Below are 13,707 nucleotides of genomic sequence, written 5' to 3' on the forward strand. Positions count from 1 at the left end.
AAACTCGGAAGGGGTTGTTTAACCGTTCGCCTCTATGTCACGCCCTGGGGGGCCTGACAGAGTGAGTACGATGGACGACAGCCCCGAAAAGCGCAGCGAATGGCGCGCCATTTTTTATGTGCAAGCCCGCGTTGCCATCCTGTTTGTGCCGGTGGTTGCCAGCCTGCTGCTCATAGCGGCCCTTGCCGGCAATGAACGCAATCCCGACGCCATCGACCGGACCGTCACCGGCTCCGTGCGATAAACGGCCGGCTTCCAACGCTACCTCAATAAAATCGCGGGATCGGGCCGTTCTGCGGCGTGACCCGCTCGCCGAGGTCGAGAAAGACCTCGTCGATGTAGCACCAGCCCCAACCCTCCGGCGGATCGTAGCCTTCGATGACTGGATGGCTTGTGGCGTGAAAGTGTTTGGTCGCGTGGCGGTTGGGCGAGTCGTCGCAGCAACCGACATGGCCACAGGTGCGGCAGAGCCGCAGATGCACCCACCACGAGCCGCTCTTCAGGCATTCCTCGCAGCCGAGCGCGCTCGGCGTCACATCCTTGATGTCATGCGCATGTCTGCATTCATCCGCCATCAGTTTCTCCTGGCCAGTTCGGGCGCCACGGCCTGGCTGCCGTTTTGCGCGAGATATGCGTGCAGTGCCGCCACCACCTGGGCGCCTTCGCCGACGGCGGCAGCGACGCGTTTGACCGAGCCGGAGCGGACGTCGCCGATGGCAAACACGCCGCTGCGGCTGGTCTCCATCAGGCCCGACCCTATGTCCGATCCGGTGCGCACGAAACCCTTGGTGTCCAGCGCCACGTTGCAGTGCGCCAGCCAGTCCGTATTCGGGTCGGCGCCGATGAACAGGAAGAGATGGCGGATCGGCCGCGTCGTTTCCTCGCCGCTGGCGCGGTTGCGCCACCGAATGCTGCCGAGATTGCCCTGATCGCCTTCCAGCGCCTCGATCTCGGTCTCGGTCAGCACCCCGATGTTGGGCTGGGCCCTGATGCGCTCGACCAGGTAGCGCGACATCGTGGCGTCCAGACTGCCGCCACGCGCCAAAAGCGCCACCTTCCTGACATGGCTGGCCAGATAGACCGCCGCCTGCCCCGCCGAATTGCCGGCGCCGACCAGCGCCACTTCCTGGCCGCCGCACAGCCGCGCTTCGATCGGCGACGCCCAATAGTGAACGCTCGTTCCCTCGAACTGCGCCAGATTGGCGATATCGAGACGGCGATAGCGCGCCCCACTGGCGATCACCACCGTGCGCGCCCGCACGCTCTCGCCGTCGCCGACATCGAGCCTGTAGCGGGCACCGGACGGGTCGGCGGCACTGCTCAGCAGCTTGGCCTCGTCGGGTATCACCATCTCGACGCCGAATTTTTGCGCCTGGTTGTAGGCGCGCGCCATCAGCGCCATGCCCGAGATACCGGTGGGAAAGCCGAGATAGTTTTCGATACGCGAGGAGGCGCCCGTCTGTCCGCCGAACGCCCGGCAGTCGAGCACGATCGTCGACAGCCCCTCTGAAGCTGCATAGACCGCCGCCGCCAGCCCCGCCGGTCCGGCGCCGACAATGGCCACGTCGTAGAGTTTGCTGGCATCGATCGGCCGCAGCAGGCCGATGCAGCGGGCGAGTTCGTTCTCGCCGGGATTGTGCAGCAGCTTCCCGTTTGGACACAGCACGATCGGCAGATGATGGGGGTCGACCTGAAACCGCTCGATCAGCGTCGTCGCGCACGGATCCGTGTCGGAATCGAGTGCCCGGTGCGGCTGGCCGCTGCGCGCCAGAAAGCCTTGCAGGCGCAGCGTGTCGCCATTGCCGGCGGGTCCGATGATGATCGGCCCGCTGCTGCCGCTTTCCAGCAGCCCGACGCGGCGCAGGATCAGCGCCCGCATGATGCGCTCGCCGAGATTTGCCTCCTGCACCATCAGGTCGCGCAGCCGCTGCGGCGCAATGACGAACGCTTCGACCGGTTCGACCGCCTCGGCATTGACCAGCGACGGGCGGCCCGAAAGCTGCGCCAGCTCGCCGAGGAAATTGCCCGGGCCGTGCGTGACAATCGTCTCGCGCCGGCCGAACTCGCCGCCCTGGGTAATGTCCGCTCTGCCCGACAGGATGACGATCAGGCCCGGCGCCACATCGCCGGCTTTGACGATCGGCTCGCCTGCGGCATAGGCGCTGGCTTGCCCAAAACGGCGCATGCGCTCGATGTCAGCCTCCGCCAGGATGGGAAACATCTGGTCGCGACGGGTGACGGTCGGGTTGGTGGGTTGAGCCATGGCTTTGACCGTACCGAAGCGGCCGCCGGGTTTGAAGTGGTTTGTTCAGGGCCTAGCCGCGAGGCGAGGTAATCGCATTTGGATTCTTGCGAAGGTAGACCCCCACCCTAGAAGGCTTTTCCTTCAGGACCCTCGATGACGGATTGTCCTGCTATTTCAGGGCTGACAGAGATTGCGTTGGCGCAGCATAGCTATTCCTTGCTACCCGAAGCAGGCACGATCTGTCTTCTAGCTTACAAATTTTTCCGGACGAAACCCAGCATGGCCCAGTCCAACTTGGCTTTCTACTGCTATCCCAAGAAGGAAGCGATCGACGATTTCCGCAAGGTCGGCGCCTTGATCTCGGCGCGCGCGCCGGAGATCAAGGTCAGTGTTCTGTCGACCGCTTCCGTGCTGACGCCGTTGCCCACCGCGGCATTGGCGATGCGGCCAACCCTTTCGATCGAAATGGACAGGCTGAAATGGCTGCGGCCGCTGCGCGGAACGCGGCTCGTTCATCAGCATATGGGCAAGATCAGGGAGCTTGCCGTTCTCGAGGCAGCGGGATTGCCGGTTCCGAAATGGGTGGAGATCGTGCCCGGGACCAAACTCGATCCGGCGGTTTGGGGGCCGTATGTGGTGGTAAAGCCGTCGCACGGCGCGCGCGGCGCGTTCGCGCGCATCACCAAGACCGGCCGCGTCCGCTACACTGACCCAGTGGAGTATCCCGAGGAGCATGCGGGACGGCGCTCGCCGATGCTTGCCCAGCGCTATGTCCATACCGGGCGCTGGCCAAAGGCCTACCGCGTCCTCACCTATCTCGGCAGGCCGCTGATGTCCCTCCAGTACGAGGGCAGGAAGGATTTCACCCCGCTGGAGAGTCCCGACGGGTTCCGGCATGGCCAGGGGGAATCGATCATAGCCTCGGCCAAGGGTTGCACCGTCGCCCTTGCCGTGGACCAGGACGTGCTCGACCTTGCTGTCCAGACACATGCCGTCTTCCCGACCATTCCCTCGCTCGGCGTCGACATCCTGCGCGACGAAGCGACCGGCAATCTCCAACTGATCGAAATCAATCCATCCGGCAACAGCTGGATGCTGTGCGGAACGACCGGGCGCGAGATGCAACAGCAGTTCGGGCTCAATTTCTACGAGCAGTTCGGCGCGCTCGATGTCATAGCGGAGGCTTCGATCGAGGCCGCTCGCAAGCTGGCCGTTTGATCTGCCGCACAGATCAGGGGCGAGCCTGATCGATGACGCGGCCGACAGCGCAAGCCACGATCTCCGCCCAAGACTATCCTGTCACGCCAAACGCCTGGGCTGCAGCGGAGGATCCCGCGCAATCTCCCAAGGCAGATCCAGGGGATAAGCCATCCGTCACATCCTTGTAGAGCGCTATTGGATGCGGGTGCCCCACCAGATATCCCTGAATCTCCGGACATCCTTCCTTCATCAGGAAAACACGCTCGTCTTCGGTTTCAACGCCCTCTGCGATGACAGGCAGGGCCAGTGCAGAGCCCAGACTGAGTATCGTGCGCACGATGGCGGCCGACTGGACATTCGAACTGACACCCGAAACAAAACTGCGATCGATCTTGATCTTGTCGAATGGAAACGCCTGTAGCGAGGACAGTGAGGCATATCCGGTGCCAAAATCATCCATGGCGATCCTGACGCCCAACGCCTTCAGTCGCCGCAAAACCGACAATGCGGTTGCCCGATCGCGGATGAGAACCCCTTCCGTGATTTCCAGTTCAAGGCGTCCGGGCGTAAGGCCGGTCTCGTAGAGGATCGAATGAACGAGACCCACCAGGTCCCCGAAACGGAATTGCACCGGGGAAAGATTGACGGCGATCTGCAGGGGTGTGGCCCAGGAGGCGGCGTCTTTGCATGCCTGCCTTAGCGTCCATTCCCCTATTTCAACGATCGTGCCATCCTGTTCGGCAAGGGGTACGAACGCGGTCGGCGAGACGAGCCCGTGTTTTGGATGGTGCCAACGGGCAAGTGCCTCAAAACCAAAGATTTCGCCGTCTATCCGGGCTTGCGGCTGATAGTGGAGCACAAGTTCGCCACGCGCGACCGCCGATCGCAAATCTTGCTGCAGGGCGTAGCGCTCTCTTAGTCGCCGATCCATTTCCGGATCGAAGAATTGCAGCATTCGGCGACCATCCGCCTTGGCTCGGTAGAGGGCGGCGTCGGCATTTGCCATGAGCGATGCGACATTGTCTCCGTCCCTCGGATAGATCGCCGCGCCGATGCTCAGCCCGATTGAAATGTGCTGGCCCCGGATTTCGAATTCGCCTGCCGCCGCTTCGAACAGACGATCGGCGACTTCCCTTGCCCCTGCGGGTCGTTCATCCAGCGCCAGGACAAGAGTGAATTCGTCGCCGCCCATGCGGGCGATAAAGGCCTCCGGCGCCGCGGATTGAAGGCGCCGGGCGATGGTGCACAGGAGATCGTCGCCGGCCGCGTGCCCAAAAACGTCGTTGGTCTCTTTGAAATGATCAAGGTCAATGCTGAACACGGCAAAGCTGGCGTGCGTTGCTCTCGCCCGCTCAATCGTGGTGGCCAGGTGCGCTGCAAGCGCAGTTCGGTTCGCCAGACCGGTAAGCGGATCGTGGTGCGCGAGATGCGCGATTTCCTCGTGCCGTGCCATGAGTTCGGTGCGCGCCAGGTTCATATTCTCGCGCGCGTCGTCCAGGCCGTGGGCGGCTTCCCTCACCTTGTCCTGCAGCTGGTTGAAGCTTTCGGCCATCTCTCCGAGTTCGTCGCGAGAGTTTACAGTCACCGGCATGATGTTCACGGAGGCGTGCGCTGCAGCAAGGTCTCCACGCCCCAGGGCAGCCATGGCGAGAGAGAAGTCCTTCAGCGTTCCGGATGTCAAACGCTTCGCTGCGTTGCTCACCTCGGTTGCCGAATGGGTGATCATTCCCGGCAAAACCAGACCGACGCTGATGGTCAGCAACGCGACAACGACAAAAATGTCCTCCAGCGCAGCGATCAGGGGAGCGTCGATGTTGGGAACGCTGCCGATCGCCAGGAAATAGCCGGCACCGTCAAGCACGAGCACAAAAAGCATGGCCCCGGTAAGCTTCAGGTGAAGCGTATGCGGCAGCAAGGATAGACCCAGTGCGTGGCGATCCTCCATGGCGCGCCAGGCGTAAAGCGCAGCACCCGAATAGGCCAACGCCAGACCGAACAGGACGGTCGGAAGGCCAAACTGCTGGAAGCCCAGTATAGCGGTCAACAACCATACTGCCGCCGCGCCCACGCCAAGGACGATCGTTCCTCTGGGAGCCCGGAAGGGTCGCGCGGCATCGGGATGGTCACGGCGCAAGAGCCAGACTGCGATGTTGGGCATGCAGATGCTGATCAGGTAGGTAAAATTGGCTGCGGCAATCATCCAGAGCGGATAGCCGCACAGCATGAAACCGATTGCCGCGGCAGCGGTGAGCAGCGTTGCCGCCCATGGGCAATCCGTTGTCGAGATGCGGCTGGCCAGGAATCTCGGCAGCAGGCCGTCTTCGCTCAGCTGCGCGAGGGTCCGCGCGGCGCCTGCCAATGGCTGCAACGTTCCATGGAACATGTTGAACATGATGAACCAGATGGCGGCCGCCTTGCCGAAACTGCCCAACAGGGGCGCAAACGTAGGCCCGAGAGCCATGGCGAGGTCCGTGCCGAGCGGCTCAGGTCCAAGCACACCCAGCCAGACCACCGGCAGGACAAGGAAATAGATGCCGGCCATTGCCGCGCTGGCCCACATCGCCCGGGGAATGTTGCGGTTGGGATCGACGGTCTCGCCAACATGGCAGGCTGCAGCCTCGAATGCCGGCGCTGCAAATCCGATCAGGTACAGCCCAGCCATTACCGACGTGATATCGCCGAACAGGCCGGCAAACGGGCTGGTCAGCGCAAAATCCGTCGCCTTGCGCCAGTCGACTTCGCCACTGATGACCGGGACAAGGGACGAGAGAAACGCCAGTATTGCGGAGGCCGTGGCGACCGGTATCGCCAGTCGGACCACCCACTTGATTCCGCACAAATTGACTGCCGCGAAGAATGCGACGAGCCCGCAGGCGACCGCCTCCACGGGAAGGCCCGGCAAGTACCATTGCTGGATTGCAGACGCTGAAAGAACCGCGGTCAGTCCGCAGGTCGGAACCCAGCCCCACCAATAGCAAGTGCCCGTCAAGGCCGAGAGGACGGGACTGTAAGGCCTGAAAGCTTCCGCGCACGCCGCAGAGATACCGCCGACGCGGTTTGGCCACATGAGAACCAGTTCGGTCCACGCCGGCGCGGCAGCCCAGCCAAGCAGCAGGCCAATGAAGAGCAACGGCACCGCAGCGCTTCCCTGGCCGGGAATGTTCCCCTGGCCGACGAAAAGGGCGGTGATCAGAAACAGGCTTTGATTGCTGCCCCCCATGGCGAGCGCTGTCGTGCCCACCCATCCCAGGGTTCTCGGGTGCGGTCGAGAAGGCGTGACGTCGCGCATTCTGAGACATCCATTCCGATGCGGAGCGCTGTCTGACTTGCGAATGTAAACTGTGCAGATCTGTTTAAGGCAGCGCTCTCGAAGTCAAAGACGAACCTAGGTGAGACATCTTAAGACTTCGTACCAAGGCCGATTCGACCAATCATCACTGTCGACGATCTGGTGCACGATTCGACCAAATGCGTGTCGGCCCGATGCTCTGACCTCATTCGCATCGGCAAGTCTCGGCCATTTAATCTACTGGCGTCGACGCAGAGCAAAGCGAATAGTCGAGAATACAAGCACCGATGGCTGATTAGCGATATTGTGTTGCGCTATCTGAACCCGGCGGATGAACGCGGCTGTAGATAGCCAAAATACGGTCGCCGGTCTTTGACTTTGTGCCCCGCCATTCCCGGGCAAGCTCGAAGCCTTCCCGTCGCATGATGCCGGAGAAGGCATCGAGCGCAAGGGGCACGGTTCGGGCGATCAACGTCTCCTTGCATCTTCTGGCAAGATCGACCGCGACCCGCTCGGCGACGGCCGCGCCATGCCTTTGGTAAATGTGCTGCCACACCGCCATGAAGATGACGATGTCGTATTCGCTCGCGAGGGTCTTCTCGACCCGGCGCGGTTTGGTGAGGTCAAGCACATCGAATCTGTGCGGCAGAGACCGATAGCCGAGGAACACGTGTTTTGCGGTTTCGATGAAGTCGGGGAAATAGTCGACTCCGTGGATCGAAGCCGGCCCATGCTTTGCCACCTCATAGGCAACGATCCCGACGTTGCAGCCGGCGTCGAGTATGCGCTTGCCGCTGAAATCGATACCGCTCTCGAACAGCCCTTCGAGGGCGGTAGGTCCAATCGCCGCGAAACACGGTCTGCACGTACGAACGCCAGGGCGCGCGAAGCTTTCCAAACAGTTTCAACAGAAATCCTCATGCGCTTGTAGGCAAGAGGGCCAGCGGGTTCAATTCGCGGCCTTCGTCTGGTCGCTGACGTCACAGAACCAGAGGCAACAAAAAAGCCCGGCAAAACCGGGCTTTTTGTCAGGCGTCTGGACCATATCGGCCGGTCCGAAACGGGAATTTGGTGCCCAGAAGAGGACTCGAACCTCCACTCCTTGCGGAACACGGACCTGAACCGTGCGCGTCTACCAATTCCGCCATCTGGGCTGGTGCGGGCTCATGTAAGCGGGCAAGCGATGAGTGTCAACGCGCTTTTTTGAGGCCACGGTCGGCAAGCCGGCTCAGCCCTCCAGCACTTCCTTGGAGGCCACGGTCGAATCGGCGTTGAGCTTGTAGACCACCGGCACGCCGGTGCCGAGTTCCAGCTTGACGATCTCCTCGCCGGATTTGCCGTCCAGCGCCATGATCAGCGCCCGCAGCGAATTGCCGTGCGCCGCCACCAGCACGGTGCCGCCGCGCAGCACATGCGACTGCATGTCGTGCAGATAATAGGGCCAGACGCGGGCGCCGGTGTCCTTCAGGCTCTCGCCGCCGGGCGGCGGCACGTCGTAGGAGCGGCGCCAGACATGCACCTGCTCCTCACCCCATTTCTTGCGCGCGTCGTCCTTGTTGAGGCCGGAGAGGTCGCCATAGTCGCGCTCGTTCAGCGCCTGGTCGCGAATGGTCTTCAGATCGCTCTGGCCGACCGCGTCGAGGATGTGCTGGCAGGTCTTTTGCGCCCGGATCAGCGCCGAGGTGAAGGCGATGTCGAATTTCAGGCCACGCGCCTTCAGCTTCTGGCCGGCGGCCTTGGCTTCGGCATGGCCCAGTTCGGTCAGGTCGACGTCACGCCAGCCGGTGAACAGGTTCTTCAGGTTCCATTCGCTCTGGCCATGGCGCACGAGCACGAGAGTTCCCGACATGTTTGCTCCTTCAAGTTTATGGAAATCTCAGGCGAGCCCGAGCACGTCCCGCATCGAATACAGTCCCGGCTTCTTGCCGCGTGCCCACAGTGCCGCCTTGACCGCGCCGCGGGCAAAGATCGCCCGGTCCTCGGCATGGTGGGCAAGCGTGATGCGCTCGCCGGTGCCGGCCAGAATGACGGAATGGTCGCCGACCACCGAACCGCCGCGCAGCGCGGCGAAACCGATCGAGCCGGTCTTGCGCACGCCGGTATGGCCGTCGCGCACCCGCACGTCGTTGCCGGCAAGGGGAATGCCGCGCCCCGCGGCGGCGGCATCTCCGAGCAGCAGTGCTGTCCCCGACGGCGCGTCGACCTTGTGGCGGTGATGCATTTCCAGGATCTCGATGTCGAAATCGTCGGCGTCGAGCGCCTTCGCGGCCTGCTCCACCAGCACGGCCAGCAGATTGACGCCGAGGCTCATATTGCCGGATTTGACGATCGTCGCGTGGCGCGCCGCCGCTGCGATTTTTTCATTGTCGTCGGCCGAGCAGCCGGTGGTGCCGATGATATGGGCAATACGCGCCTGCGCGGCATAGCCGGCGAACTCGACGGTCGCCGCCGGTGCAGTGAAATCGAGCACGCCATCGGCCCTGGCGAACACCGGCAACGGATCGTCCGATATCGCCACATTGATGATGCCGATGCCGGCGAGTTCGCCCGCATCCCGTCCGAGATAGGGCGACCCAGTGCGCTCGACCGCGCCGACGACGCGCGCGCCGGGGATCGTATGGATGGCGCGGATCAGCGTCTGGCCCATGCGGCCGGCCGCACCCACCACCACCAGGCCCATATCGCCGGATCCGCTCATACTGTTCTCCCGACCGCCTTCTTGGCGCGGCTGCGCTGGACCGGAGTTTGGATGGGCTTGGCGTCGTCGACAAGCCCCAGGCCCTTCTTCCCTTGAATGCGGTGGAAGCGGGCATAGACGCTATGCGGATCGGCCATCAGCGAGGCATGTGTGCCCTCCTCGACCAGCCGGCCTTCTTCCAGCACGATGATATGGTCGGCATTGACCACCGTCGACAGCCGGTGCGCGATGACGATCGTCGTGCGTCCCTCCATCACATGGGTCAGGGCCTCCTGGACGCGCGCCTCGGCCTCGTTGTCGAGCGCCGAGGTCGCCTCGTCGAGCAGTAGGATCGGCGCATTGCGCACGATGGCGCGCGCGATCGAGACGCGCTGGCGCTGGCCGCCGGAAAGGGTAGAGCCGCCCTCGCCGACCGGCGTGTCGTAACCTTGCGGTTGCTGGCGGATGAACTCGTCGGCGGCGGCCTGCCTGGCAGCCTGCTCGATCTCGGCGTCCGTGGCCGAGAGGCGGCCGTAGCGGATGTTGTCGCGGATTGTGCCTTCGAACAGATAAGGCGCCTGCGCCACATAGGCGATCGACTGACGCAGCGAATGCTTGGTTACCTTCGCGATGTCCTGGCCATCGACCTCGATGTTGCCCTGGTCGACGTCATAGAAGCGCTGCAGCAGCGCCACGATCGTCGACTTGCCGGCGCCCGAAGCGCCGACGATGGCCGTGACCTTGCCGGCCGCGGCGGTAAAGCTCAGATCCCTCAGCACCGGCATGTCGGCGCTGTAGCCGAACGTCACATTGTCGAAGCGCACCTCGCCGGCAGTGATCCTGGCCTCAACAGCGTCGGGGGCATCGCCCTGTTTCGGCTCCAGGTCGAGCAACTCGTAGATCATGCGCGCGTTGACCAGGGCACGTTCCATGCCGACCTGCGTGCGCGCCAGGCGTCTTGCCGGATCGTAGGCCATGATCAGCGCGGTGATGAAGGAGAAGACCGCCCCCGGCGGCTGCCCAAGATACAGCGCCCGGTAGCCGGAATAGGCGACCACGGCGGTAATGGCGAGGCCGCCGAGAATCTCGGAAATCGGCGACAGCCGCTCCGCGACACGGGCGATCTTGTTGTTACGCTGCTCGGCCGTATCGGCCATGATGCCGATGCGGTGCGCCAGCTCGTCCTCCAAGGTGAAGGCCTTGACGATGGCGATGCCTTGCGTGGCCTCCTGCACCGACCCGTTCAGCCGCGAGTTGATCAGGACGGATTCCCGGTTGATACGCCGCAGGCGGCGGGTGATGTAGACGACGGCCCAGATCAGCGGCGGTCCGATCAGCAGCGAGCTGAGCGACAACACCGGATCCTGGTAGATCATGACGCCGACGAGGGCGATCAGCGACACCGCGTCGCGGCTGATGGAGGTCAGTGTCAGCGACAGCAGATCGCGAACGCCGCCGACATTCTCGTTGACCTGCGCCGCCAGCCGACCGGAACGCGTATCGTTGAAAAAGTCGACGCCAAGCTTCATCAGATGGTCGAAGGTGCGTTTCTGGTAGCGCGCCACCAGGTTGTTGCCGATGCTGGCCAGTGCCACCGCCTGGCCGTAGCCGGCGAAGCCGCGCAACAGCGAGGCTCCCATGAAACCGGCGCAGACCCAGAAGATTATGTCGCTGCGCCGCTCGACGAATATCCCATCGATCATCGGGGCCATGACCCACGCTAGAAACGCAGTGGTGGCGGAAACAATCAGCAGGCAGCCGATGGCAACGACATAGGTCCAGCGATATTCATTGCCGTTTTCAGCCAGGATACGGCGCAGCACCGCGCTGACCTCGGAAGGCTGGACTTTCAGTTTGAGTGGACCTTGGGCTGTCAAATCGCGAGCGCTTCGTGGTTTCCTAGGGATTCCAGGCTGGAATTCGGCCCCCTCTTACCGCCCCGGCCGGGGCTTGCCTATGGCGAAACTTCGTCGCGGCCAAGGGCGCGGATCAAGAAAGCGACAACCGTGTCTCGCAAAAGCCCTATGTTCGGGGCGAAATGGATCATGCCCGCCAGCGCCGGCCCGCGGTCTGCACACCGAACAGCGACGGGTTTCTGGCATAGGCGGCAAGGCCCAGAAGCGCTGCCAGCGGGTGGGTGATCACGTAGACTGGCATCAAGCGCATCAGCTCGCTATGCGGTGCCTTGTCCTCGAAGGCGGCGCGGAAATTGCCGGCTTTCAGGGCCGGCACGATCTTTTGCGCGATGCCGCCGGTGAGGAAGACGCCACCGCGGCTCATGAACACCAGCGCCAGGTCGCCAGCGGTGCGCCCGAGGCAGGTGACGAACATCGACAGCGCTTCCTCGGCGATCCGGTCGGTTTTCGCCAGTGCGGCAGCTGTGATCTCGGCGGGCGCGGTGAAGGGCGCCGGCTTGCCGTCGGCCTTGGCCACCGCCCGGTAGACGTTGACCAGGCCGCGTCCGCACAGGATCTGCTCGCCGGAAATGCGGCCCTCGAGCTTCTCTATATGTGGGAACACCTGGAAATCGCGGGCCGAGCGCGGTCCGATGTCCATATGGCCGCCCTCGCCCGGCACCGGTATCCAGTGGTTGAGGGCATGGATCAAACCGGCGACGCCGAGCCCGGTTCCGGGACCGAGCACCACGCGCCCGGCATTGGATTCCGGCGTGCCGCCGCCGATCTTTTCCATATGCTCTTCGCCGAGCGCGACGACGGCCAGCGCCTGCGCCTCGAAATCGTTGAGCACGACGATGTCGCTCAGGCCGAGATTGGCAAACATCTGCTTCGGCTTGACGATCCACGGGCAGTTGGTGAGCTGGATCTCGTCGCCGTCGACCGGGCCGGCCACGGCCAGCACCGCCGAATTCGGCCGCACCGACGAGCGGTCGAGCACCGCCGCCTGGATCGCCTCGTCGATGGTGTTGAAATTGGCCGTCTGCACGATTTGCGGCTCGCTCGGCTCCGAGTTCGCGTCGAGCACGATCGAAAAGCGCGCATTGGTGCCACCGATATCGCCGATCAGGATCGGAAACCGCAGCACAGTATCGTCGTCACTCACGCTAGGCATGCCCTTGTCCGTCCCCGTTCCGGCGGCGTTGCACCGTTCTTCGTTGACTAGCGCATGAGTTTGGAAAGGGAAAGAATGGATTTCGCCAGGGACCGCTGACAGGTCAGTTTCCCGGCCGCGGGCGCGGCAGCGGAATGTGGATCTCGGGGGTCGCAGCGAAGGCATTGGCCGAAGCCGGCAGAACTGTTCCTGGGCTTTCGGCTGGCGGAGCCGGCTCTGCATCTGCAAGAGCAGGCGCGGCAGCGATCGGCATGCCGTCGCCATGATAGGTGGCGGCTTCCGCCGAGGCCGGCGCCGGCGCGTCGAGCACCGCCTGGCACTGCTTGGGCAGGTTCGCCATCGTCATAATGTCGCGCGCCTTGGGCGCATCCGGGTTCTTGTTGGGCCGCCACGGCTCCTCGGTGAACCACCAGGCCAGCGACTTGTCGCAGCCGTCGCCGGGCGTGGTGGCTTCCTGCGCCTTGCAGTTGGGCGAGCCCGGCTGGCAGCCGATGCGCATGTGAAAATGATAGTCGTGGCCCCAGAACGGCCTGATCTTTTGCAGCCAGCTGCGGTCACCGGTGACGGTGTCGCAAAGCTTCTTCTTGATGCCGGGATTGACCAGGATGCGCTCGACCTCCGGGTAGCTCGCCGCGCGCTTCAGCAGCCGCATATGCGCCGGGGTCCACAGCGCGTCCTTCACCAGATGCGTCTTTTCGTCGACCAGCAAGGTGGCGCTCATGCTTTCGCGTTGCGCAGTCGACAGCGGATGGCTCGACATTGGCGTCAGCCAGATGTCGGCGTCGAGACCGATCTGGTGCGAGGCATGGCCGGTCATCATCGGGCCGCCGCGTGGCTGCGAAATGTCGCCAATCAACAGGCCTGGCCAGCCGTCGGCCGCTGCGTCGCGCGACAGCTTTTCGACCAGCGCGATCATTGTGGGATGGCCCCAGCGGCGGTTACGCGAAGGCCGCATCACCTCCCAGTTCGGACCGTCCATGGGAATGGCGACGCCGCCGGCAAAGCAGCCCTTGGAATAGAAGCCGATCGACTGCGCCGCCACCGCCGCCGGCAATTTCTTGGCGCCGAACAGGTCTTTTGCCCGCTCTTCGGCCGCCGCCGGCTGCGCGGCGAGCCCGGCCATTGTGAGCAGGCCGAGTGCCGCCGCTAGCATTGACGTTTTGCCGAGCCGCATCGCTGTCTTCATGAAACCGGACCCCACCGCAATCCCAATGCTCGAATCATAGC

The 13,707-nt window shown here is 63.5% G+C and carries 11 protein-coding genes and 1 tRNA gene; 2 read left to right on the plus strand and 10 right to left on the minus strand.

All coding sequences use genetic code 11. The features are described 5' to 3' along the window. Window positions 1-70: 70 nt before the first annotated feature. Window positions 71-244, plus strand: coding sequence for a hypothetical protein (locus AC1DXN_RS29180; RefSeq protein ID WP_477270125.1), 174 nt, complete (start codon window positions 71-73; stop codon window positions 242-244). 22 nt (window positions 245-266) lie between these two features. Here AC1DXN_RS29180 and AC1DXN_RS29185 read toward each other — a convergent pair whose 3' ends face one another. Then, a complete protein-coding gene (locus AC1DXN_RS29185) occupies window positions 267-575 on the minus strand; it encodes a UBP-type zinc finger domain-containing protein (RefSeq protein ID WP_477270123.1) in 309 nt (102 codons plus the stop codon). After that, window positions 575-2,263, minus strand: coding sequence for an FAD-dependent oxidoreductase (locus AC1DXN_RS29190; protein WP_477270121.1), 1,689 nt, complete (start codon window positions 2,261-2,263; stop codon window positions 575-577). The genes AC1DXN_RS29185 and AC1DXN_RS29190 overlap by 1 nt, the downstream gene beginning before the upstream one ends. Window positions 2,264-2,524: 261 nt before the next feature. Between AC1DXN_RS29190 and AC1DXN_RS29195 the strand changes: the two genes are divergently transcribed. Then, window positions 2,525-3,463, plus strand: a complete 939-nt coding sequence (locus tag AC1DXN_RS29195; protein WP_477270119.1) for an ATP-grasp domain-containing protein — start codon at window positions 2,525-2,527, stop codon at window positions 3,461-3,463. Window positions 3,464-3,536: 73 nt separating this feature from the next. On the opposite strand, the gene AC1DXN_RS29200 is transcribed toward AC1DXN_RS29195, so the two are convergent. From AC1DXN_RS29200 to mepA, 8 genes are all read right to left on the minus strand, one after another. Next, window positions 3,537-6,686, minus strand: coding sequence for an amino acid permease (locus AC1DXN_RS29200; RefSeq protein WP_477270117.1), 3,150 nt, complete (start codon window positions 6,684-6,686; stop codon window positions 3,537-3,539). A gap of 343 nt (window positions 6,687-7,029) precedes the next feature. After that, window positions 7,030-7,632 (minus strand): class I SAM-dependent methyltransferase, encoded by a 603-nt coding sequence (locus tag AC1DXN_RS29205; RefSeq protein ID WP_477270115.1) that lies wholly within the window; start codon window positions 7,630-7,632, stop codon window positions 7,030-7,032. A gap of 171 nt (window positions 7,633-7,803) precedes the next feature. Beyond that, window positions 7,804-7,888: transfer RNA gene (locus tag AC1DXN_RS29210), tRNA-Leu, on the minus strand. A gap of 74 nt (window positions 7,889-7,962) precedes the next feature. Continuing rightward, the gene (locus tag AC1DXN_RS29215) at window positions 7,963-8,583 is read right to left on the minus strand and encodes a 2,3-bisphosphoglycerate-dependent phosphoglycerate mutase (RefSeq protein ID WP_477240216.1); all 621 of its coding nucleotides are present in this window, start codon (window positions 8,581-8,583) and stop codon (window positions 7,963-7,965) included. A 27-nt stretch (window positions 8,584-8,610) separates the two neighbouring features. Continuing rightward, window positions 8,611-9,432, minus strand: coding sequence for a 4-hydroxy-tetrahydrodipicolinate reductase (dapB, locus tag AC1DXN_RS29220; RefSeq protein ID WP_477270113.1), 822 nt, complete (start codon window positions 9,430-9,432; stop codon window positions 8,611-8,613). Further along, window positions 9,429-11,288: an ABC transporter ATP-binding protein gene (locus tag AC1DXN_RS29225; RefSeq protein WP_477270111.1), complete on the minus strand. Its 1,860-nt coding sequence runs from the start codon at window positions 11,286-11,288 to the stop codon at window positions 9,429-9,431. The genes dapB and AC1DXN_RS29225 overlap by 4 nt, the downstream gene beginning before the upstream one ends. Before the next feature lie 166 nt (window positions 11,289-11,454). Beyond that, window positions 11,455-12,480, minus strand: a complete 1,026-nt coding sequence (locus AC1DXN_RS29230) for a glucokinase (RefSeq protein WP_477270109.1) — start codon at window positions 12,478-12,480, stop codon at window positions 11,455-11,457. A 103-nt stretch (window positions 12,481-12,583) separates the two neighbouring features. Further along, window positions 12,584-13,666 carry a penicillin-insensitive murein endopeptidase gene (gene mepA / locus AC1DXN_RS29235; protein WP_477270107.1) on the minus strand — a complete coding sequence of 361 codons (1,083 nt, stop codon included), beginning with the start codon at window positions 13,664-13,666 and terminating at the stop codon, window positions 12,584-12,586. Window positions 13,667-13,707 lie beyond the last annotated feature (41 nt).

The sequence above is a fragment of the Mesorhizobium sp. P2_H9 genome, assembly GCF_056403215.1.

Bases quoted from the DNA above. Each gene is read 5' to 3' on its own strand.
- AC1DXN_RS29180 (WP_477270125.1), top strand. From the start codon at position 71: ATGGACGACAGCCCCGAAAAGCGCAGCGAATGGCGCGCCATTTTTTAT.
- AC1DXN_RS29230 (WP_477270109.1), bottom strand. From the start codon at position 12,480: ATGCCTAGCGTGAGTGACGACGATACTGTGCTGCGGTTTCCGATCCTG.
- mepA (WP_477270107.1), bottom strand. From the start codon at position 13,666: ATGAAGACAGCGATGCGGCTCGGCAAAACGTCAATGCTAGCGGCGGCA.
- AC1DXN_RS29215 (WP_477240216.1), bottom strand. From the start codon at position 8,583: ATGTCGGGAACTCTCGTGCTCGTGCGCCATGGCCAGAGCGAATGGAAC.
- AC1DXN_RS29190 (WP_477270121.1), bottom strand. From the start codon at position 2,263: ATGGCTCAACCCACCAACCCGACCGTCACCCGTCGCGACCAGATGTTT.
- AC1DXN_RS29195 (WP_477270119.1), top strand. From the start codon at position 2,525: ATGGCCCAGTCCAACTTGGCTTTCTACTGCTATCCCAAGAAGGAAGCG.
- AC1DXN_RS29185 (WP_477270123.1), bottom strand. From the start codon at position 575: ATGGCGGATGAATGCAGACATGCGCATGACATCAAGGATGTGACGCCG.
- dapB (WP_477270113.1), bottom strand. From the start codon at position 9,432: ATGAGCGGATCCGGCGATATGGGCCTGGTGGTGGTGGGTGCGGCCGGC.